Raw genomic sequence first — 20,377 nt, 5'->3', positions numbered from 1 at the left:
CTCGCGCGGGTCCCTTTCAGGCTTCGTTCAGGCCCGTTCCTGCAGGCGCAGGGCAGCGCCTTCGGCACTGGCGTCCGGCATCCCCGTCAGTTCACGCAGTGCGCCGGCCAGCGCTCCGCGGGAGAGCGGCTTGCGCAGCAACGCGGTGCGGCCCTGCCCGCCGCTGGTCGCCCAGCCACCCGGCAGGCTGCCATAGCCGGTGGCAAACACCACCGGAACGCCGCGGCGAACCAGCAGGTCGGCCACCGGAAACACCGCCTGACCGCCCAGGTTGACGTCCAGCACCGCACCCAGCAGGTCATGATCCTGCCCGGCCAGGTCCATGGCCTGCTGCAGGGTCGCCGCCGGCCCCACCACGGTGAACCCCATCTCGCGCAGCTGGGCGTCCAGCTCCATGGCCACCAGCGGCTCATCCTCCGCCAGCAGGATGCGCCGTGTCCGGCTCGGCGGCGGGCGCGGGCCCTTGATCACCGGCGAGGCCGGCAAAGGGTTGATCGGCCCGCGCAGCGACACGCGTTCCGCGGCAATGGTCATGGTGCATTGCAGGCCCTCGGGGCGCCAATCATAGGCGATCCGGCCGCGGAACTGGCTCCGCACGGTGGCGTCCACCATGCGCAGGCCGAAGCCGCGTCGCCCCGGCCGGGGGATGCGCAGGCCAGGGCCGGATTGCTCGGCCCAGACCACCCGCAGATCGCCCTGCGGCGTGGCTTCCCACTGCACCGACACCTGCCCGCCCGGCTGCGCCAGCGCGCCGTGGCGGATGGCATTGGTAGCCAGTTCATGCGCCACCATGGACACGGCCTGCACCGCCTCGGGCGAGAGCCACACGCCGGGTCCGCCGATGCTGACCTGCCCTTTGGCGACGTAGCCGGCCAGCTCGGCCTCGACCAGCAGCCGCAGGTCGCTGCCCGTCCAGTTCTCCGAGGCGAGCAGGGTATGCGCCCGCGCCAGGGCGCTGACGCGGCCCTCGACCGTGGCTGCGAAATCCGCTGGATCCGGCGTTTCCGTCATGCGCAGGATGGATTGCACAACCGCCAGCGCGTTCTTGGCGCGGTGGTCCACCTCGCGCATCAGCAGCACCTGGCGCTCCTCGGCGGCACGGGGATCGGTCACATCCTCGCCGGAGGCGACGATCACCGCCAGCCGCCCCTCTGCATCCCGCAGCGCCGCGTTGTGCCAGGCGATCAGCCGGTGCTCGCCGTCGCTGCGCAGCACCGGCGCCTCATGCACCACCGTGACCGGATCCATCTCGCCGGATGCGATGCGCTCCAGCATCAGGCGCATGGCCGGCCGCGCCGCCAGCGGCAGGAATTCCGACACCCAGTCGCGGCCGATCACCTCGTTCTCGTGACTGAGGCCGAGCACCTCGAGGCCGCGCCGGTTGATGCCCTGCACCCGGCCATCCGGCCCCAGCACCAGCAGCATCACCCTCGCCACGTCAAAATACAGCCGCGCCCGGTCACGCTCCGTGCGCAGGGCCTGGGCCACTGCCTCCGCCGCTTGCACCTTGCCCTCCGCCACCGCCCGGCTGCGGATCAGTTCGGTGGAACGGTGCAGGCCGAGGCGGAGCGCCTCGAACTCCGCCACGCCGATCGGCGCCTTGAGCTGCGGGGTGGCATCGCCCGCCGCCAGCGCTTCCGCTTCGGCGGCGAGGTTGCCGATCGGTTGCAGCAGCCGCCGTGCCACGATCAGGGCGAGGATCAGCCCGGCCAGCAGCAGCGCCAGCCCGCCCAGGGCCAGCCGCTCCAGCGGCGTGCGCCAGGCGGCGCTGTACCGGTCATAAGGAATCGAGATGATGGCGGACCAGGGAAGCCGATCCAACCGTTGAAAGGCGGAGGTGACCGAGCGCCCGTCCAGAGCGGTGCCATGGGCCAGCCCCCCTTCATCCCGGGCAACGGCGCCGGCGATCCAGGACGGCACGGGCTGTCCGGCCGAGGTCCGGCCGACCGACCGCACGATCAGGCGGCCCTCGAGGGTATGCACGGCGGAGAAGATCTCGCCCGGCTGCACCTCGGTCATCACTTCGGCCAGATGCGCCGGGTCGAAGGCCAGGATCAGGACCAGCGGTTCCGCGGACCCGCGCAGCGCGGCCGGGGATCCCGTCTGCCGCACGGGCGCGAACACGGCCAGCACCGGCCGTTTCCCTGCTTCCGCCAGGAACATGTCGCTGACGGCCGGGCGGCCGCTGGCCAGCACCTGCTCGATCCACAGCCGCCCCCGCCATGCCGGCAGCGCCGTGCCCAGGGGCTCTCGCGTATCCAGCAGCTGGGTGCCGTCACCGCGCGCGATGGCGACCCAGCCACCATAGCTGTTCGCCACGTCGGCGGCATGGCTGTGGAATTCGGCCAGTCCCGGCGCATCCGGCTGCGCGCTGCGAAGCACCGGCCAGCTGGCCAGGCTTGTCGCGCTGGTGGTCAGCACTTCCAATTCCCGGTCCAGCGCCACCGCCATGGCGCGGGCCGAACTGTGCAGCGAGGCTTCCACCTGTTCCCGCTGCGCTTCCGCCAGCTGCCAGGCCGTGGCAACACCGCCTGCCAGCGCCGGAACCAGCACCGCCATCACCAAGGCCAGCAGATAAAGGCGAAGGCCGCGCACGGGACGCTTTGGTGCCTCCGCCGGGCTGTCATGGATGGTGCTGATCACGGCCTTGCCCCAGCCTATCGCGGCAGCGTCGCAGAATGACTCCGACCGGTCCGGCCACCTGCCCAGGGGGTCAGCGGATCATGGATCAGGCTGGCGGCCCGGATCGGCAGAAGGACGGAAGGGAGCATGAAGCGCGTCATTGCAACCATTGATACGGGAAAAATCTGCCCATTGCGCTCAAGAATCAAAGGGGACCTGTTAATCACAACAAAGTCAGAGCTTCTGCCTTAAATCCAACAAGCCGCTTCAGGCCCTTGGTATCCAGCCAAATCTTCATGAAAACTACGGTCCGCGTGGTTCGAACGGCCCCCAGAATGCCGTGTGCCGAAGCGTCCGCCAAGATCTGGATCTATCGTGATACGCGTGCTGCATTGCAGCATAACAATTTGCTGCCGGGACAGCTTGCGGGGCAGGACCGCCGATGTTGCCTGGTTCCTCCACTAGGCGAGGAGCGCGAGATGCTTCCATGATCGTCCCGAAGCAAAGCCAGATCCGCCGCGCCGACCGCTGTCCGGGCCGGCCGCTCACCTTGCTCGTTCTGTGGGAGGTGACCGTCTGCTCTGGCACGATGGACCGTCCCCAACCTGCGGGTTCTGGGCTTCCGCAACAGCATTGCCCGCGCCAGCCGCAGGCAAGCGCGAAGCTTCTGGGGCCGCGTGGTGAACGCGTCGCGCTCTTTCTGCATGGCGATGCACCTTGGTTTTCCCGCTTTTTCGTGCCCCGCCTTCCGGATCTTGCTGCCGCTCGGGCCGATCAAAACCGGCAGCAGAACCGTTTCGAGAACACGGTGAACGACGTGCCGCTGAGGGCCATCACCCGCGGGATCCGGATCTCAACCTGCAGAAGGTCCTGGGCGAGCGGCGGACGCCATCTCCGTGCAGCCAGCGGGTGGCGCGCCCTGGTCAGCCGGCCGCTACCGCTCGTGCGCGGTTTGTTCTAAAATATGCGCATGGCCAAATCCACCGCCCGCTTCATCTGCCAGAATTGCGGTGCCGTTCACCCGCGCTGGCAGGGCCGCTGCGACAGCTGCGGCGAATGGAACACCATTGTCGAGGAAAAGCCCGAGGCGATCCGGGCACCTGGCCCCGCTGGCAAGTCGCAGGGTGGCCGGCCGATCGACTTCGTCGGGCTGAAAGGCCGCGCCGCCCCACCGCCGCGCACCCGCACGGGGCTGGAGGAGCTGGACCGCGTGCTGGGCGGGGGCTTCGTGCCGGGCTCGGTGGTGCTGGTGGGCGGCGATCCCGGCATTGGCAAATCCACCATCCTGCTGCAGGCGGCGGCGCGCATCGCCAGCGCCGGCAAGCGCGTCCTCTACATCTCGGGCGAGGAGGCGATCGACCAGGTGCGGCTGCGCGCCCTGCGCCTCGGCCTGACCGACAGTCCAATGGGCCTGGCTGCCTCCACCAGCCTGCGCGACATCGCGGCGTCGCTGGAGGAGGAAAAGGACTGCACCCTGGTGATCGTCGATTCGATCCAGACGGTGTGGCTGGACAGCCTGGACTCGGCACCGGGCACGGTGAGCCAGGTGCGTGCCTGCGCCGCCGAGCTGACCCGGCTGGCCAAGACCCGCAACTTCGCCGTGGTGCTGGTGGGCCACGTCACCAAGGAAGGCACGCTGGCCGGGCCCCGCGTGCTGGAGCACATGGTGGACGCCACGCTGTATTTCGAAGGCGACCGCGGCCACCAGTTCCGCATCCTACGCGCCGTGAAGAACCGCTTCGGCGCGACCGACGAGATCGGCGTGTTCGAGATGACGGACAAGGGCCTGATGGAGGTCGCCAATCCTTCCGCCCTGTTTCTGGCCGAGCGACGCGGCAACATCTCCGGCAGCGCCGTGTTCGCGGGCCTGGAGGGAACCCGGCCGGTGCTGGTGGAGATCCAGGCGCTGCTCTCCCCCTCCGCCTCGGGCGGCTCGCCCCGGCGGCAGGTGGTGGGCTGGGATTCGGGGCGGCTCGCGATGCTGATGGCGGTGCTGGAGGCGCGCTGCCGGGTCAGCCTCGGCCAGAACGACGTGTACCTGAACATCGCCGGCGGCCTGCGCGTCAGCGAGCCGGCGGCCGACCTCGCCGTGGCCGCCGCGCTGGTGTCCGCCGCCACCGACCGCCCCACCGATCCGGACCGCGTCTTCTTCGGCGAGGTCGGCCTGTCGGGTGAGGTGCGGCAGGTGGCGCAGACCGATCTGCGGCTGCGGGAGGCCGCCAAGCTCGGCTTCGCCGCCGCCACCCTGCCGCGCCGCGTGGCGCGCGGCGGCAGGGCGCCGGGTAAGGGGCCGGAGGGGCTGCGCCTGGCGGAGATCGGCCACCTCGCCGACCTCGTGGCGCCGCTGGCCGCCGCCGCGGCGGCGCGCAAGCCCGCCAGGGATGCGGCCCCGCGGGAGGAAGCGCCGGAGGAGGCACCCGAGGAAGCGTGACTCCCCTGCCCTGCTTGGCTATAGGCTGGCGCCGATGACCTGGGTCGATGGCATTGTCCTCGCGGTGATGGCCCTTTCGGCCCTGATCGCCTTTTCGCGCGGCCTGGTGCGCGAGGTGCTGGGAATGGGCGCCTGGATCGGCGCGCTGGTGTTCGCCCTGTATCTGCTGCCAGTGCTGGGTCCGCTCGCCGCCGGGGTCATCCAGCCCGCCTGGCTGGCCGAGCTGATCGCCGCGGCCGGCGGCTTCCTCCTGGCCCTGATCGTGCTGAAGCTGCTGATCGCGTGGTTCGCGGCCCTGGTGCGGAGTTCGGTGCTGGGGGGTCTGGATCGCGCCCTGGGCATGGTGTTCGGCCTCGCGCGGGGTGCTTTTCTGGCGGTGCTCGCCTATATCCTGGCTGGACTGGTGCTGCCCGCCGTGGAGCGCTGGCCGGAGCCGGTGCGCAATGCCCGTTCCCTCCCGGTGGTCGCGGGAACTGCCGGGATGCTTGTTTCGCGCCTGCCACCGGAGTATCGCCCCCGGTTACCGGACCTGCCGCAGGGCAGCCTGCCGGCCATGGATGAGTTGCTGCGCCCTCCCGCGCGGGAACGCAGCTGAGAACCGAACCCGGCCTGTTGCCGGGTTCTTGCCTTTCCGGCCCCACACCGGGACCGGTCCGTGTTATCTCACCGGCCCTGGCCGACACCGTGTTCATGCCGGTCTGCGGCCGGAAATGAGGATGCCGATGCAGCCCCTGTTCTCCACCAACCCGCATGACGACGATGACGGCTTCCATGAGGAATGCGGCGTCTTCGGCGTCTGGAACGCGACCGACGCGGCGGCGCTGACGGCGCTTGGGCTCCATGCCCTGCAGCATCGTGGCCAGGAAGCGTCGGGCATCGTCACCCTGTCCGAGCATGACAGCGACCGCGGCAGCTTCCATCAGCATCGCGGCCTCGGGCTGGTCGGCGACATCTTCGGCGATGCCAAGGTGATGGCGCAGCTGAAGGGCCGCTGCGCGGTGGGCCACAACCGCTACGCCACCACCGGCGAGACGGCGCTGCGCAACGTGCAACCGCTTTACGCCGATTTCGAGTTCGGCGGCCTGGCCGTGGCGCATAACGGCAACCTGACCAATGCCCTGGCGCTGAAACGCGCCCTGGTGCGGCGCGGCTGCCTGTTCCAGAGCACCACGGATTCCGAGGTGTTCGTCCACCTGATCGCCATCAGCCTGTATTCCAACGTGGTGGACCGGCTGATCGACGCGCTGAAGCAGGTGCAGGGCGCCTATTCCCTGGTGGCGCTGCACAATGGTGCGCTGATCGGCGCGCGCGATCCGCTCGGCGTTCGCCCCCTGGTGCTCGGCCGCATCGGTCCCGAGCAGGGCGGCAGCTTCGTGCTGGCCAGCGAAACCTGCGCGCTCGACATCGTCGGCGCCGATTTCGTGCGCGACATCGAGCCGGGCGAGATCGTGGTGATCAATGAGGACGGGCTGCGCTCCATCCGTCCCTTCGGCCGCGGCCAGAGCCGTTTCTGCATCTTCGAGTATGTCTACTTCGCGCGCCCGGATTCCGTGGTGGAGGGCACGCCCGTCTATCAGACGCGCAAGCGCATCGGCGCCGAGCTGGCGCAGGAAAGCCCTGTCGAGGCCGACGTGATCGTGCCGGTGCCGGATTCCGGCGTGCCGGCGGCGATGGGCTATGCCACCGAATCCGGCATTCCCTTCGAACTCGGCATCATCCGCAACCATTATGTCGGCCGCACCTTCATCGAGCCTACCGATCAGATCCGCCACCTCGGTGTGAAGCTCAAGCACTCGGCCAACCGGGCGATGATCCAGGGCAAGCGCGTTATTCTGGTGGATGATTCCATCGTGCGCGGCACCACCTCGCGGAAGATCGTAGAGATGGTGCGGCAGGCCGGCGCCCAGGAGGTGCACATGCGCATCTCCTCGCCGCCGACCACCCATCCCTGCTTCTACGGCATCGACACGCCGGAGCGCGCCAAGCTGCTGGCCGCCAACCACGACGTCGAGGAGATGGCCCGCATCATCGGCGCCGACAGCCTGGCCTTCATTTCATTGGATGGCATGTACCGCGCGCTGGGGCGCCCGGGCCGTGACGGCAAGAATCCGGGCTATTGCGATGCCTGCTTCACCGGCGACTACGCCATTCCGCTGACCGACCTCGTCGCCCACCCGGAACGCGAGCCGGCGCTGCTCGCCGCCAACGGGCAGTAAGCCCGTGGCGGCTGAACCGGCGCGCCCCCTGGCGGGGCAGGTTGCCTTGATCACCGGCGCCAGCCGCGGCATCGGCGCCGCGCTGGCGGTGGAACTGGCGCGGCGCGGTGCCCATTGCGTGCTGGTCGCGCGCACCCAGGGGGGCCTGGAGGAGACCGACGACGCCGTGCGCGGGGCCGGCGGCAGCGCCACGCTGCTGCCCTTCGACCTCGCCGGCAAGGAAGCCGACAAGATCGACAGCTTCGGCCCCTCCCTGGTGGAACGCTTCGGCCGGCTCGACATCCTGGCCCATGTGGCCGGCGCGCTGGGCTCGTTGACGCCGATTGCGCACATCCAGCCGCGCGACTGGACGCAGCTGGTGGGCGTCAACATGAACGCCACCTGGCGGCTGATCCGCACCTGCGACCCGCCGCTGCGCGCCGCCCCGGCCGGCCGCGCGGTATTCGTCACCACCGGCCGGGTGCAGCGGCCCAAGCCATACTGGGGCCCTTACGGCGCCACCAAGGCCGGCATGGAGCATCTGGTGAAGACCTGGGCGCTGGAGGTGGAACACACGCCGTTGCGCGTGAACCTGTTCGACCCGGACGTGGTGGCCACCAAGCTGCGCGCCCAGGCCATGCCGGGCGAGGACCCGGCCTCCATCGCGCAGCCGGCAGATGTGGCGCCCGCCCTGGCCGCACTCTGCCTGCCCGATGAAACGCGCCATGGCGAAACGGTACTGTTCCGGTCCTGAAGCGCCATGCCCACGGGGCCGCTTGACGGGGGCGTGGCCGCGGGCGCAATTATCCGGCATGTCCACGGCCATTATCATCAAGCGCACGACCAAGACGACCGCTCCGGCGGGGCGTCTTCTGGTGCATGCGCGGTGAACGCCACGGCATAAAGCACCAGAAGGCCCCGCCGGAAGCGGATGGGGCCCTGAACCGGCCCCGTCTCTCCCGGCCCCAACGCAAGAGAGACACCATGTCGACCCTCAAAGACACCGTTGTCGCGCAGCCGCACCAGCGCGTGGCCGAAAACCCGGTCGTGGCCATCGTTGGCGCCACCGGCGCCGTCGGTGTTGAGCTGCTGCACTGCCTGGAAAGCCGCGGCTTTCCCTTGTCCCGCCTGAAGCTGCTGGCCTCGCCCCGCTCGGCCGGCCGGACGATGCGCTTCAAGGACCAGGAGCTCACGGTCGAGGCGCTGGACGACAACAGCTTCCAGGATGTCGACATCGCCCTGTTCTCGGCCGGCAGCGGCATCTCCAAGCGTTTCGCGGCGGCGGCGGTGAAGGCTGGCGCGGTGGTGGTGGATAATTCCTCCGCCTTCCGCATGGATGCCGAGGTGCCGCTGGTGGTGCCCGAGGTGAATGGCGCGGCTCTGGCCGGCCATCGCGGCATCGTCGCCAACCCGAACTGCGTCGCCGCCATCGCCACCGTGGCGCTCGCCCCGCTGCAGAACCGCCACCGCATCCGCCGCCTGCACGCCGCGACCTATCAGGCCGCCTCCGGCGCCGGCGCCGCCGCGATGGAGGAGCTGCGCCTCTCCACCGCCGCCGCGCTGCGCGGCGAGGCGTTCGAGCCCAAGGTCCTGCCGCACCCCTACGCCTTCAACCTGTTCAGCCACAATGCCGAGATGGACCCCCATACCGGCTACAATGGCGAGGAGCTGAAGGTGGTGGCGGAGACGCGCCGCATCATGGGTCTGCCGGAACTGCCGATCGGCATCACCTGCATCCGCGTCCCGGTGCTGCGCGCCCACGCCATGGCGCTGACCGTGGAGTTCGAGGAAAAGGTGACACCGGACCAGGTCCGCGCCGCCTTCGAGGGCGCGCCGGGCGTGAAGCTGGTGGATGACCGCGAGCGCAACTACTTCCCGATGCCTTCCGACGCCTCCGGCCAGGACGACGTGCTGGTGGGCCGCATCCGTGCCGATCTGGGCGATCCGTCCGGCCATTCCGTCGCATTGTTCGTGGTGGGCGACCAGCTGCTGAAGGGCGCGGCGTTGAACGCGGTGCAGATCGCCGAGGCGCTGCTGCGGCGGTGAACCGAGGCGGGGGCGGGGGTCAGGCGCCGGCCTCCCGCCGCTCCGCACCGGCCCGGGTCGGTGGTTGTCTGCGCGACCATCTCCGGGGAAGATCGCGGCGCCACCAGCGGGGATGAGCCCGGCATGATCTTTCTGTGCACCGCCTGCGGCACCTCCTACCCGGAGGCAGCCGCGCCGCCGGATGCCTGCCCCATCTGCCAGGATGAGCGGCAATACGTTCCCGCCAGCGGCCAGGGCTGGATCGCGCGGGACGACCTGGCGAAACGCCACCGCAATGCCTGGCAGCGGCATGAGCCGGGCCTGTTCAGCCTGCAGACCCTGCCCGCCTTCGCCATCAACCAGCGCGCCTTTCTGCTGCAGACGCCGCAGGGCAACATCCTGTGGGATTGCGTGGCGCTGCTGGACGCGGCGACGGAGGCACTGGTCCACGGCCTCGGCGGGCTCAGCGCCATCGCCATTTCCCACCCGCACTACTACACCACGATGCAGGACTGGGCCGCCGCCTTCGGCGCCCCGGTCCACCTGCATGCCGCCGATCGCGACTGGATCATGCGCCCCTCTCCCGCCCTCCGGCTGTGGGAGGGTGACACGCTGGAGGCCGCTCCCGGCGTGACGCTGATCCGCGCCGGCGGGCATTTTCCCGGCGGCACGGTGCTGCACTGGACCGGCACGGAGGATGGGGCCGGCGCCCTGCTGCCCGGCGACATCGTGCAGGTGACGCCGGGCGCCCGGCGCGTTTCCTTTCTCTGGAGCTATCCGAACATGATGCCGCTGCCCGCCGCCGAGGTGCGAAGCATCGCCGCACGCCTCGCCCCCTGGCGCTACGGCCGGATCTACGGCGCCTTTACCGGCCAGGATGTGCCGCGCAACGGGCCGGCGATCGTGGCGGCCTCGGCCGCCCGCTATGTCGAGCTTCTGGGCGGAGCGGCCCGGGGGGCACCCTGACACGGGCGCCCCCGCCCCGCTTCAGGCATACAGATCGTCGAAGAACCGCCGCTCCAGCGCCACGGCGCGGGCGAACAGCGCGGCGCAGGCCGCTTCCTCCGCCGGGCCGGTGCGATCCAGCTCGGCCCGGAGCCAGCCGACGAAGTCCTGGAAGAACGGGTTGTTGTGCAGGCTGATCCATTCGGCGTGGATGAACTCCGGCGGCAGCGGGCCGGCGTGGCGCTGCGCCCAATCCAGGTACAGCCCCTCGAACACCACCAGCACCGCCAGGCAGCGCGGATAGGAGCGGCTTTCCGCCGCCTCCTTCATCAGCGCCTGGAGGCCGATGGTGGTTCCGCTCAGGGCCGGGTTGCGCCGCTCGGCGGCGGGCACGCCCAGCGTGTCGAAGCTGCGCTGGAAGTAAGTGTTCTCGTCGCTGGTGATCATCGCCAGGAAGCGCGACAGCCGCAGCCGCGCGGCAAAGCCGTCAGCGGCAGCAATGGCGGCGCCAAGCAGCGCCACGAAGCGGTCGAGGAACTGGTAGTCCTGCACCAGGTAGCGCCGCATCACCGCGGCATCCACCGTGCCGGCGCATAATTCGCGCACGAAGCGGTGGGCGGCGGCGGCCTCCCACTCGGCGGCATGGGCGGCGCGCAACGTGGCTGTCAGGCTCATGGTCCGGTTCCTCCTCGCGGCCCTGCTGGGTAGCAGTTTCCGGCCGAGGGGTCGCCCCCGGCGGCGAAACTGCCTAAACACGGAAGTGAGCTTTCCCGGCAGAGGACCCGCCCCATGACCAGCTTCGACCTCATCCTGCGCGGCGGAACCTGCGTGCTTCCCTGGGGCGAGGCCCGGGCTGATGTGGGCGTCCGCGGCGGCCGCATCGCCCTGATCGGCGACCTCGGCGCGGCCACGGCGCCGGAGGTGCTGGAATGCCGCGGCCTGCACGTGCTGCCCGGCCTGATCGACCCGCATGTCCACCTGCGCGATCCCGGCGATCCGGCGGTGGAAACCATCCCGACCGGCACCAGGGCCGCCATCCTGGGCGGCATCACCGCCGTGTTCGACATGCCGAACACCACCCCCGCCATCACCAGCCAGGAGGCGCTGGAGACCAAACGCGCCTACATCCAGGGCAAGGCATGGTGCGATATCGGCTTCTATGTCGGCGCCGGCAAGGGCAACATCGCAGCGCTGGCCGAATTGGAGCTGGAGCCGGATGTCTGCGCGATCAAGGTGTTCGCCGGCAGCAGCACCGGCGATCTGCTGGTGGAAGACGACGCCACACTGGAGCGGGTGATGCGCTCCGGCCGCCGCCGCGTTGCCTACCATTCGGAGGACGAGTACCGGTTGCAGGAGCGCAAGCCGCTCTACGCCGCCGGCGGCCCGCACAAGCTGCATGCCGAGTGGCGCGACGTGGAATGCGCGCTGCTCGGCACCCGCCGGCTGATGGCGCTGGCGCACGAGACCGGCCGCCCGGCGCACATCCTGCACGTGTCCACCGCCGAGGAGCTGGACTACCTGCGCGACTTCCGCGACATCGCAACCGTGGAGCTGCTGGTGAACCACCTGTCGCAGACCGACGAGGCCTATGACCGGCTCGGCGGCTATGCGGTGATGAACCCGCCGATCCGCGAGGCGCGGCACATGGCGGCGGCCTGGGCCGCCGTGGCCGATGGCCGGGTGGACTGCATCGGCTCCGACCACGCGCCGCATTCCCGCGCCAACAAGGAAAAGCCCTGGCCGCAGACCGCCGCCGGGCTAACCGGGGTGCAGACCCTGGTGCCGATCATGTTGGACCATGTGAATGCCGGCCGCCTCAGCCTGACCCGCCTCGTCGACCTGATGGCCGATGGCCCCGCACGCGTTTATGGCGCGCTGAACAAGGGGCGGCTAGTGGCCGGCTACGATGCCGACTTCACCGTGGTGGACATGAAGCACCGCCGCACCATCGAGAACAGCTGGATCGCCTCGCCCTGCGGCTGGACGCCGTTCGACGGCCAAACGGTCACCGGCTGGCCGGTGATGACGGTGATCCGCGGCCACGTTGCCATGCGCGAGGATGCGGTGCAGGGCGAGCCCGCCGGCCGCACCGTCCGCTTCCGCTGAACATCGTGGCCCGGTTGCTCCGGGGCGGCATCATCGCGTGGCGCCCTGAAACGCTTCGCGGGCAACGCCACAGCCGGGGCCGGCCGAGGCATTGCGCGCGCTGCCCTTAACGCGGACGGCGCTGGCGGCTATGGTCCGCGCCGTTTTGCAGTGGGGCCGGAGCTTTGCCGGATATTTTCGACGAGGTGCAGGAAGAGCTACGGGCCGAGCGGGCGCGCAAGCTCGGACTGCGGTATGGCGGCATGCTGGCGGGGCTGGCACTGCTGGTGTTGGCCGCGATCGGCGGCTGGCAGGGCTGGCGCTGGTACCAGGAGCGGGAAGCCACCCGCACCGCCGAAACCTTTCTGGAGATCCACCGCGCCGCCGAGGCGCCGGGCGCCGATTTGAAGGCGCTGGGCGAGCGCTTCGCGACGCTGGCGGCGGACAGTCCCGACGGCTACCGGACCCTGGCCCGTCTGCGCGCCGCCGCGCTGAAGGCCGAAACCGGCGATCGCGCCGCCGCGCTGGCCTTGTGGGACCAGATCTCGGCCGATGGCGCCGCGCCGCAGCTTTACCGGGACCTGGGCAGCGTGATGTATGTGCTGCATGGGCTCGACACGGTGGACCCGGCGGTGCTGGCATCGCGCATCGCGCCGCTGACCGCACCCGGGGCGGCCTGGAGCGCCTCGGCGCGCGAGCTCCAGGGGCTGGTGGCGATTCGCCGCGGCGACCAGGCCGAGGCTAAACGCGTGCTGGAAGCGCTGGCGGCCGACGTCACCGCGCCGCGTGGGCTGCGCGACCGCGCCAGCCGGCTGGCGGCAGGATTGGGGGTCTGATGAACGGAACGATCTGGACGCGACGCGCCGCCCTGCTTGGCGGTGCCGGGCTGCTGGTCGGCTGCAGCACCATCGACAATCTTTTCGGCACGCAGAAGACCAAGCTGCAGGGCCGGCGCGAGTCGATCGTCGCCGCGCGCCGGCAGCTGGAGGTGGACCCGGCCGCGGCTGGCCAGCCGCTCAGCCTGCCGGCGCCGGAGCCGCGCGAGGCCTGGCCGCAGCCCGGCGGTGACGTGGCGCATGCCCCCGGCCACCCGGCCCTTCCCGGCGAGCTTCGCCGTGCCTGGACCGCCAATGCGGGCACCGGAAGCGGCTATCGCCGCCGCATCACCGCCGGCCCGGTGGTGGCGGAGGGGCTGGTGTTCGCCTCCGATGCCTATGGCTCGATCACCGCGCATGATCTGGCCTCCGGCAGCCGCCGCTGGCGCTTCGACAGCCGGCCCGAGGATGACAGCACCGGCGCGGTGGGCGCCGGCTGCGCCTATGCCGATGGCACGCTGTTCGTTGCCACCGGCATGGCCGAGCTGATCGCGCTGAACGCCGCCAACGGCGAGCCGCGCTGGCGCGTGAAGCTGCCGGCGCCGGCGCGCGGCGCGCCGGCCGCGGCCGGTGGGCAGGTCTTCGTGCCGACCATCGATGGCCGGCTGACCGCCCTCGCCACCGCCGACGGCAAGAACCTGTGGACCTATCGCTCGCAAGTCACCGCCGCGGTGCCGCTCGGCCTTCCCGCGCCGGCGCTGCAGGAGGAGTTCCTGGTGGCCGGCTTCCCTTCGGGCGAGCTGATTGCGCTGCGCCCCGAGGATGGGCGCGTGCTGTGGACGGAAAGCCTCGCCGGCGCCGGCTTCGGCGGCTTGGCGGAAATCTTCGGCATCCGCGGCCTGCCGGTGATCCAGAACGGCCGGGTCTATGCCATGGGCATGGGCGGCACCTCCATGGCGGTGGATCTCCGGTCCGGCCGGCGGCTGTGGGAACGGGAGCTGGGTGGCACGGAGTCGCCGGTTCCCGTGGGGGACTGGCTGTTCCTGGTCGGGGATGACGGCACGCTGGTGGCGATGGGCCGCGAGGACGGCCGGGTGCGCTGGCTCAGCGACCTCAACGCGCCGCCCGAGGGCGAGGAGCCGGATGACGAGCCCGCCACCTTCGCCACGCCGATCCTGGCCGGCGGGCGGCTGATCCTGCCTTCCTCCAAGGGTGAGGCATTGCTGATCGACCCGGCGACCGGCGCCACCACAGGACGGCTGCGCCTGCCGGATGCCACCACGCTGCCCGGCGCGGTGGCGCAGAACACGCTGGTGCTGCTGTCGGACAACGGCACGCTGTCCGCTTGGCGGGGCTGATGCGGAACCGGGGCTAGCCGCCCCGGCGCAGCACCCCATCCGCCGCCAGCGCCGCCAGCCGCTCCGGCGGCAGGCCGAGCAGCTCGCCCAGCACCGCATCGGTGTCGGCGCCGATAACGGGGCCGGTGGAGCGCGGCGGCGGCACCGCGCCGTCGATGCGCGGGACCATGCCGGGATGCAGCACGGTGCCGTGCAGCGGGTCCTCGACCTCCCGCACCATGGCGCGGGCGCGGAATTGCGGGTCATCGGCGCAATCGGCCACGGTAAAGGCCCGGGTGGAAGGGATGTCGGCCTCGGCCAGCATGCCCTCCAGCGTGGCGCCGTCGAAGCCCGCCGCCCAGGCACCGATCCGCGCATCCAGCTCCGCCACATGCGCCACGCGCGCCTGGTTGCCGGCGAAGCGCGGATCCTCCAGCAATCCGGGCTGTTGCATCAGCGTCGCCAGCCGGCGGAACAACGGCTCGGAATTGGCCGCGATCAGCACCCAGATGCCGTCCCGCGCCCGATAAGCGTTGGTGGGCGCCGCCGTGGCGATGCCGCCGCCCGCAGGCTGCCGCACCGTGCCCAGCGTGCCGTATTCCGGCAGCGCGCCTTCCAGCAGCGAGAACACCGATTCCGTCAGCGCCACGTCGACCTCCGCCCCCGGGCCGGGCGGCCCCTGGCGCCGGTCACGCCGCCACAGCGCCGCCACAACGCCCAGCGCGGCATAGATGCCCGCCACCGAATCGCCCAGGCTGACACCGACGCGCACCGGCGGCAGGTCGGTGGTGCCGGGCGGGTGGTCCGTCAGATGGCGCAGGCCGCCGATCGCCTCGCCGATCACGCCGAACGCCGCACGGTCGCGATACGGCCCATCCTGGCCGTAGCCCGAGACGCGGGCGATCACGAGGTCGGGCCGCGCCACCTTCAGCGCCGCGGCGCCGAGGCCGAGCTTCTCCAACTGGCCGGGGCGGAAATTCTCCACCAGTGCGTCGCAGTGCCGCACCAGGCCGAGCACGATGTCGCGCGCTTCCGGCCGCTTCAGGTCCAGGGCGATGCAGCGCTTGTTGCGAGCATGCACGGACCACCAGGGAGCGTGGCCATTGTGCCGCGCGCCCCATTGCCGCACCGGGTCGCCGGCGGGCGGCTCGATCTTGATGATCTCGGCGCCGAGGTCGCCTAGCAGGCGGGTGGCGAAGGGCGCGGCGACGAAATGGCCCAGCTCCAGGATCCGGAGGCCGGACAGCGGTCCTTCGGTCATGGCTATTCCGGCTTGATGTTGGCGTTGCGGGCCACGGTGGTCCATTCCGCCAGCTCGTCCCGCACCCGCTGCTGCAGGGCGTCGGGCTCCAGTGCGCGGACCACGGCGCCCTGTTCCTCGGCACGCCGGCGGAAATCAGGTTCCTGAACCACGGCGGCAACAGCGTCCGACAGGCGCTTCAACGTCGGTTCCGGCGTGGCAGCGGGGGCGAACACGGCGAACCAGGCGAGCTGCACGAAGCCCGGCTGGCCGGATTCCGTCATGGTGGGCACGTCCGGCAGCGCCGGGTGCCGCTCGGCCGAGGTGATGGCCAGCGCGCGCAGCGAGCCGTCCCTGACATAGGGCATCAGCGGCGGCGGCGTGGTGATGAAGATCTGTACGCGGCCGGTCAGCAGGTCCTGCGTCGCCGGGCCCGTGCCGCGATAGGGCACGTGCGCCATGTCGAGGCCCGCCTGCTGCTTCCACAACTCGGTCACCAGGTGCTGCATGGAGCCATTGCCGGAGGAGGCGTAATTCAGCTCCCCCGGCCGCGCCTTCGCATAGGCGACCAGCTCGGCCACGGTTTTCGCCGGCACGGAGGGGTGCAGAAACAGCACCTGCGGCGCGTCCATCAGCAGCCCGACCGGCGCGAAGTCGCGCACCACGTCGTAGCCGAGGTTGGGTACGATGGCCGGGGTGCCGACATGGTAGCCGGAATACTGCACCAGCAGCGTGGTGCCGTCCGGCCGGGCGCGCGCCACCGCACCGGTGCCGATGGCGCCATTGGCGCCGGCACGGTTCTCCACCACCACGTTCTGCCCCAGGCGCCTCGCCAGCGGCTCGGCCAGCAGGCGGCCAGCGAAGTCGGTGGTGCCGGCCGGGGCGGTGGGCACGATCAGGGTGATGGTGCCGCTCTGCGCCCGCGCCGGGCGGTGCAGGGCCGGCAGGGCGAGCAGCGCGGGGGCGGCGCGCAACAGGATGCGACGGGTCGGGTCCATGGTTCGGATGTCTCCTCCGGTGTGTTTTGCCGCGGAGGATGGCGGGCCACCTGTTCTGCCGCCAGCAGCATCTGGCGAGGCGAGGCATCGCAGGCGGCGATGCCTCGGCCATGTGGCGTTTCGCCGTGCGCCGTGTCCGCTGAAGCCGTTGAAGACGATCAAGATGGCGCGCAGCAGTGGCCTGCCCTTGGCGCCCTACGGGTCGTTCATCCCGGCAGGGCCAACCGGCTCCGCCTCCACCGCCGCCTCCGTTGCCGCCGCCTGGCGGAGAAACAGCCGCGCCGGGGCCGGCAGGGTGGCGCAATCGCGCACGCAGAGCTTGAGGCGCCGGGCGGCCCAGGGATCGCGCAGCGGAATGCCGCACAGGCCCATGGTTTCGGCAAATGGCCGGATGCAGGCCTCCGGCAGCACCGCGATGCCGATGCCGACCTGCACCAGGCGGCGCAGCACGTCGAAGCTGTTCACATGCACCCGCAGGTCGATGGTGCGTCCGCCGCGCGCCGCCTCCTGCACCAGCATGCGCTGGATGGACGAGTCACGCGCCAGCCCGACCTGCGGGAAATCCAGCGTCTGCGCGTAGTCGAGGGCCCCTGTCCCGGCCAGGGGATGGCCCAGCGGCACCACCAGCTGCAGTCGGTCCTCCCGGTAGGGCAGGCTGTCCAGCCCCTCCGCCGCCACGCTTTCCGCCATGATGCCGATATCGGCCAGCCCGTCCCGCACCGCGCGAACGATCTCCGGGCTCAGCAATTCCTGCATCTCGACCCGGATCCCGGGCCACCGCGTCATGAAGCGGGCCAGTTCCTCCGGCAGGAACTCGGCCAGGGAGGAGGTGTTGGCGGCGATCCGCACATGGCCGCGCACCCCTTGCGCATGCTCGCCCATCTCGTCGCGCATGCGGCCCATCAGGGCGAACACGCTGCGGGCATGGCGCAGCAGCGCGTCCCCCGCCGGGGTCAGCGCGATGCCGCGGGCATGGCGCTGAAGCAGTGGCGTGTCCATCGCCGCCTCGAGCTCCGCCAGGCGCCGGCTGACGGCGGAGGCCGCGATGTTGCGGCGGGACGAGGCGGCGGCAATGCTGCCCTCCTCCGCCACGGTGCGGAACAGGTCCAGCGTGACAAGGTCAAAGCGCAGCCGCGCGTCGTTTCCGCCCTGGGACATGGCGGCCGATCCTGGGCGGCCCCCCGCCCGCGGTCAACGCGCAGCCCTCGCCGCCGGCGATGCGGCCCTTCTGCATCCGGCACTGGTCGCGCCGCGCGGCGCGCGCCACCCTACCGGCCAAAGAGGAAACACCACCATGCCGGATGTCACCATCGTCGAGGTCGGGCCGCGCGACGGCTTCCAGCCCATCGGCCCCTTCATCCCGACCGAGCAGAAGCTCGACATCATTCGTGGCTGCGTCGGCGCCGGGCTGACGCGGATCGAGGCCGGCGCCTTTGTCGGCCCCGCCGCCGTGCCGCAGATGGCCGATGCCGAGGCGATCCTGGCCGGCACCCTGGCGCTGCCGGGCGCCGATCCTCAGATGCTGGTGCCGAATGCCCGCCACGCCCGCCGCGCCATCGCCGCCGGCGCGCGGCATCTGGTGTGGGTGGTGTCGGTGTCGGAAGCGCACAACCGCGGCAACATCCGCCTGAGCCCCGCCGAATCCGTGGCCGAGTTCGCTTCCCTGTTGCCGGAGCTGGGCGGCATCCGCCTGCGCATGAACATCGCCACCGCCTTCGACTGCCCCTTCACCGGGCGGATCGCGCCGGAGAGCACCCTGGCGCTGGTCGGCCAGCTGGTGGCGTTGCGGCCGGACGCGGAATATGGCCTGTGCGACACCACCGGCCGCGCCGACCCGGCGCATGTGGCCTCCCTCGGCCGGGCCTGCCAGGACGCCTATCCGCAGGTGTCGGGCTGGGCCTTCCACGGCCACGACACCTACGGCCTCGGCCTCGCCAACATCATGGCGGCGCATGGTGCCGGCATCCGGGTGTTCGACGCCGCCATCGCCGGGCTCGGCGGCTGCCCCTTCGCCCCCGGTGCCACCGGCAATGTCGCGACCGAGGACGTGGCCTGGATGTTCCACCGCATGGGCCTGTCCACCGGCATCGACCTTGACGCGCTGCGGCCGGTGGCGGAGCGGGCGGCGCTGATCCCCGGCGGCAGCCCGGGCGGGCGGGTGCGGCAGGCCCTGGCGGCACGGCCCGCGCATCTGGCGGCCTGACGCCGCCGCATCGAGGAGCCTCCCGGCGGCGCGGGGCTGGGTCCGCGGGGATTCATTTCCCCCGCGACGCATTCCGGGGTAAAGCCCGGCGCATCATGCTCCCCCGTATCGCCATCATCGGCCGACCCAATGTCGGCAAGTCCACGCTGTTCAACCGCCTGGCCGGGCGCAAGCTCGCCATCGTGGACAACACCCCCGGCGTCACCCGCGACCGCAAGGAGGTGCAGGCGCGGCTCGGCGGCCGGGACGTGCTGCTGCTCGACACCGCCGGGCTGGAGGAAGCGCCGCCCGACACCGTGGCCGGCCGCATGCGCGCCTCCTCGGAGGTGGCGATCCGGCAGGCCGACCTCGTGTTGTTCGTGATCGACGCCAAGGCGGGCCTGACCCCCTCCGACCGCGCCTTCGCCGCCTGGCTGCGGCGCCAGCCCGCGCCCGTGCTGCTGGTGGCCAACAAGACCGAGGGCCGCGGCGGCGGCATGGCGGCGATGGAGGCTTATGAGCTGGGCCTCGGCGATCCGGTGGCGATCTCGGCCGAGCATGGCGAGGGCATCGCCGACCTGCACAGCACCGCGGCCGAGATGCTGCCGGAGGAAGAGGATGCCGAGGCACGCGACCGCGACCGGCCGTTGCGCCTGGCCATCGTTGGCCGTCCCAATGCCGGCAAGTCGACCCTGCTGAACGCGCTGCTGGGCGAGGAGCGCATGATCACCGGCCCCGAGCCGGGACTGACGCGCGACGCCGTGGCCGTGCAATGGGAGGATGACGAGGGCAAGGTGCGGCTCGTCGACACGGCCGGCATGCGCAAGAAGGCGCGCATCAGCGAGAGCCTGGAGCAGATGTCGGTCGGCGCCACCATTGCCGCGCTGAAGGAAGCCGAGATCGCCGTGCTGGTGCTCGATGCCACCCTGGGCATGGATGAGCAGGATCTGCGCATCGCACGGCTCGCCGAGCGCGAGGGCCGCGCCGTGGTGATCGCCTATAACAAGTGGGACGCCGTGGAGGACCGCGCCGTGGCTCGCCGCAAGCTGGAGGACACGCTGCAGACCTCGCTGGCGCAGCTCAAGGGCATCACGGTGGTGGCGCTCTCGGCGATCACCGGCAAGGGCGTCGACAAGCTGATGCCGGCCGTGCGCCAGGTGATGGAGCGCTGGAACCGCCGCATCCCGACCGGCGAGCTGAACCGCTGGTTCGAGGGCGCCGTTGCCAGGCACAACCCGCCGCTGGCCGATGGACGCCGCATCAAGCTGCGCTACGCCACCATGCCGAAGGCGCGGCCGCCCACCATCGCCATCTTCGGCCCGCGCGCCGAGGATCTGCCGGAAGACTACCGGCGCTACCTGGTGAACAGCTTCCGCGACGCCTTCGACATGCCGGGCGTGCCGATCCGCCTGCATTGCCGCGGCGGCAAGAACCCCTTCGTCGAAGAATAATCCCCGGCCCGCGGCCGATTGACTTGCCCCGGGGCGCGGAGCAACCTCCGC

The 20,377-nt window shown here is 71.1% G+C and carries 17 protein-coding genes; 12 read left to right on the top strand and 5 right to left on the bottom strand.

Going from position 1 to position 20,377, the window contains the following annotated elements; all coding sequences use genetic code 11:
- Positions 1–27 precede the first annotated feature (27 nt).
- Positions 28–2,643, bottom strand: coding sequence for an HWE histidine kinase domain-containing protein (locus D2K64_RS14320; RefSeq protein ID WP_120009059.1), 2,616 nt, complete (start codon positions 2,641–2,643; stop codon positions 28–30).
- A 466-nt stretch (positions 2,644–3,109) separates the two neighbouring features.
- Between D2K64_RS14320 and D2K64_RS14315 the strand changes: the two genes are divergently transcribed.
- From D2K64_RS14315 to D2K64_RS14285, 7 genes are all read left to right on the top strand, one after another.
- Positions 3,110–3,583, top strand: coding sequence for a hypothetical protein (locus D2K64_RS14315; protein ID WP_120009058.1), 474 nt, complete (start codon positions 3,110–3,112; stop codon positions 3,581–3,583).
- Positions 3,584–3,592: 9 nt separating this feature from the next.
- A complete protein-coding gene (gene radA / locus D2K64_RS14310) occupies positions 3,593–5,053 on the top strand; it encodes a DNA repair protein RadA (RefSeq protein WP_120009057.1) in 1,461 nt (486 codons plus the stop codon).
- A 34-nt stretch (positions 5,054–5,087) separates the two neighbouring features.
- Positions 5,088–5,648 (top strand): CvpA family protein, encoded by a 561-nt coding sequence (locus D2K64_RS14305; protein ID WP_120009056.1) that lies wholly within the window; start codon positions 5,088–5,090, stop codon positions 5,646–5,648.
- 121 nt (positions 5,649–5,769) lie between these two features.
- Complete coding sequence (purF, locus tag D2K64_RS14300) at positions 5,770–7,269, top strand: amidophosphoribosyltransferase (RefSeq protein WP_238384198.1); 1,500 nt, start codon at positions 5,770–5,772, stop codon at positions 7,267–7,269.
- A 4-nt stretch (positions 7,270–7,273) separates the two neighbouring features.
- Positions 7,274–8,002, top strand: coding sequence for an SDR family NAD(P)-dependent oxidoreductase (locus D2K64_RS14295; RefSeq protein ID WP_120009054.1), 729 nt, complete (start codon positions 7,274–7,276; stop codon positions 8,000–8,002).
- A gap of 230 nt (positions 8,003–8,232) precedes the next feature.
- Positions 8,233–9,294, top strand: a complete 1,062-nt coding sequence (locus tag D2K64_RS14290) for an aspartate-semialdehyde dehydrogenase (protein ID WP_202910673.1) — start codon at positions 8,233–8,235, stop codon at positions 9,292–9,294.
- 123 nt (positions 9,295–9,417) lie between these two features.
- Positions 9,418–10,239, top strand: a complete 822-nt coding sequence (locus D2K64_RS14285; protein ID WP_120009053.1) for an MBL fold metallo-hydrolase — start codon at positions 9,418–9,420, stop codon at positions 10,237–10,239.
- Positions 10,240–10,260: 21 nt separating this feature from the next.
- Here D2K64_RS14285 and D2K64_RS14280 read toward each other — a convergent pair whose 3' ends face one another.
- On the bottom strand, positions 10,261–10,893 hold the full coding sequence (locus D2K64_RS14280) for a TenA family protein (RefSeq protein WP_120009052.1): 633 nt from the start codon (positions 10,891–10,893) through the stop codon (positions 10,261–10,263).
- Positions 10,894–11,007: 114 nt separating this feature from the next.
- Here D2K64_RS14280 and D2K64_RS14275 point away from each other — a divergent pair, with 114 nt between their 5' ends.
- The 3 genes from D2K64_RS14275 (at position 11,008) to D2K64_RS14265 (ending at position 14,476) form a co-directional block, all read left to right on the top strand.
- Positions 11,008–12,324 (top strand): dihydroorotase, encoded by a 1,317-nt coding sequence (locus D2K64_RS14275; protein ID WP_120009051.1) that lies wholly within the window; start codon positions 11,008–11,010, stop codon positions 12,322–12,324.
- 164 nt (positions 12,325–12,488) lie between these two features.
- The gene (locus D2K64_RS14270; protein WP_120009050.1) at positions 12,489–13,139 is read left to right on the top strand and encodes a tetratricopeptide repeat protein; all 651 of its coding nucleotides are present in this window, start codon (positions 12,489–12,491) and stop codon (positions 13,137–13,139) included.
- On the top strand, positions 13,139–14,476 hold the full coding sequence (locus D2K64_RS14265; RefSeq protein ID WP_120009049.1) for an outer membrane protein assembly factor BamB family protein: 1,338 nt from the start codon (positions 13,139–13,141) through the stop codon (positions 14,474–14,476). The genes D2K64_RS14270 and D2K64_RS14265 overlap by 1 nt, the downstream gene beginning before the upstream one ends.
- Positions 14,477–14,489: 13 nt before the next feature.
- On the opposite strand, the gene D2K64_RS14260 is transcribed toward D2K64_RS14265, so the two are convergent.
- The 3 genes from D2K64_RS14260 to D2K64_RS14250 form a co-directional block, all read right to left on the bottom strand.
- The gene (locus D2K64_RS14260) at positions 14,490–15,716 is read right to left on the bottom strand and encodes a CaiB/BaiF CoA transferase family protein (RefSeq protein WP_238384197.1); all 1,227 of its coding nucleotides are present in this window, start codon (positions 15,714–15,716) and stop codon (positions 14,490–14,492) included.
- Positions 15,717–15,718: 2 nt separating this feature from the next.
- Positions 15,719–16,693 carry a Bug family tripartite tricarboxylate transporter substrate binding protein gene (locus D2K64_RS14255; protein ID WP_120009047.1) on the bottom strand — a complete coding sequence of 325 codons (975 nt, stop codon included), beginning with the start codon at positions 16,691–16,693 and terminating at the stop codon, positions 15,719–15,721.
- Positions 16,694–16,888: 195 nt separating this feature from the next.
- Positions 16,889–17,851, bottom strand: coding sequence for a LysR family transcriptional regulator (locus D2K64_RS14250; protein ID WP_120009046.1), 963 nt, complete (start codon positions 17,849–17,851; stop codon positions 16,889–16,891).
- A gap of 136 nt (positions 17,852–17,987) precedes the next feature.
- On the opposite strand from D2K64_RS14250, the gene D2K64_RS14245 reads away from it, so the two are divergent.
- Both D2K64_RS14245 and der read left to right on the top strand, forming a co-directional pair.
- Positions 17,988–18,896 carry a hydroxymethylglutaryl-CoA lyase gene (locus tag D2K64_RS14245; protein WP_120009045.1) on the top strand — a complete coding sequence of 303 codons (909 nt, stop codon included), beginning with the start codon at positions 17,988–17,990 and terminating at the stop codon, positions 18,894–18,896.
- A 95-nt stretch (positions 18,897–18,991) separates the two neighbouring features.
- Positions 18,992–20,326 (top strand): ribosome biogenesis GTPase Der, encoded by a 1,335-nt coding sequence (der, locus tag D2K64_RS14240; RefSeq protein ID WP_120009044.1) that lies wholly within the window; start codon positions 18,992–18,994, stop codon positions 20,324–20,326.
- Positions 20,327–20,377: the final 51 nt, after the last annotated feature.

Source organism: Teichococcus vastitatis, assembly GCF_003604215.1.
Classification (GTDB): Bacteria; Pseudomonadota; Alphaproteobacteria; order Acetobacterales; family Acetobacteraceae; genus Pseudoroseomonas; species Pseudoroseomonas vastitatis.
The sequence above is the reverse complement of the archived record's forward strand: the minus strand, read 5'-3'. Positions and strand labels throughout refer to the sequence as shown.

What these genes read in the sequence shown, in the direction of transcription:
- D2K64_RS14315 (WP_120009058.1), top strand. Translation starts at nt 3,110, where the DNA reads ATGATCGTCCCGAAGCAAAGCCAGATCCGCCGCGCCGACCGCTGTCCG.
- radA (WP_120009057.1), top strand. Translation starts at nt 3,593, where the DNA reads ATGGCCAAATCCACCGCCCGCTTCATCTGCCAGAATTGCGGTGCCGTT.
- D2K64_RS14305 (WP_120009056.1), top strand. Translation starts at nt 5,088, where the DNA reads ATGACCTGGGTCGATGGCATTGTCCTCGCGGTGATGGCCCTTTCGGCC.
- purF (WP_238384198.1), top strand. Translation starts at nt 5,770, where the DNA reads ATGCCGATGCAGCCCCTGTTCTCCACCAACCCGCATGACGACGATGAC.
- D2K64_RS14290 (WP_202910673.1), top strand. Translation starts at nt 8,233, where the DNA reads ATGTCGACCCTCAAAGACACCGTTGTCGCGCAGCCGCACCAGCGCGTG.
- D2K64_RS14285 (WP_120009053.1), top strand. Translation starts at nt 9,418, where the DNA reads ATGATCTTTCTGTGCACCGCCTGCGGCACCTCCTACCCGGAGGCAGCC.
- D2K64_RS14280 (WP_120009052.1), bottom strand. Translation starts at nt 10,893, where the DNA reads ATGAGCCTGACAGCCACGTTGCGCGCCGCCCATGCCGCCGAGTGGGAG.
- D2K64_RS14275 (WP_120009051.1), top strand. Translation starts at nt 11,008, where the DNA reads ATGACCAGCTTCGACCTCATCCTGCGCGGCGGAACCTGCGTGCTTCCC.
- D2K64_RS14265 (WP_120009049.1), top strand. Translation starts at nt 13,139, where the DNA reads ATGAACGGAACGATCTGGACGCGACGCGCCGCCCTGCTTGGCGGTGCC.
- D2K64_RS14260 (WP_238384197.1), bottom strand. Translation starts at nt 15,716, where the DNA reads ATGACCGAAGGACCGCTGTCCGGCCTCCGGATCCTGGAGCTGGGCCAT.
- D2K64_RS14255 (WP_120009047.1), bottom strand. Translation starts at nt 16,693, where the DNA reads ATGGACCCGACCCGTCGCATCCTGTTGCGCGCCGCCCCCGCGCTGCTC.
- D2K64_RS14250 (WP_120009046.1), bottom strand. Translation starts at nt 17,851, where the DNA reads ATGTCCCAGGGCGGAAACGACGCGCGGCTGCGCTTTGACCTTGTCACG.
- D2K64_RS14245 (WP_120009045.1), top strand. Translation starts at nt 17,988, where the DNA reads ATGCCGGATGTCACCATCGTCGAGGTCGGGCCGCGCGACGGCTTCCAG.
- der (WP_120009044.1), top strand. Translation starts at nt 18,992, where the DNA reads ATGCTCCCCCGTATCGCCATCATCGGCCGACCCAATGTCGGCAAGTCC.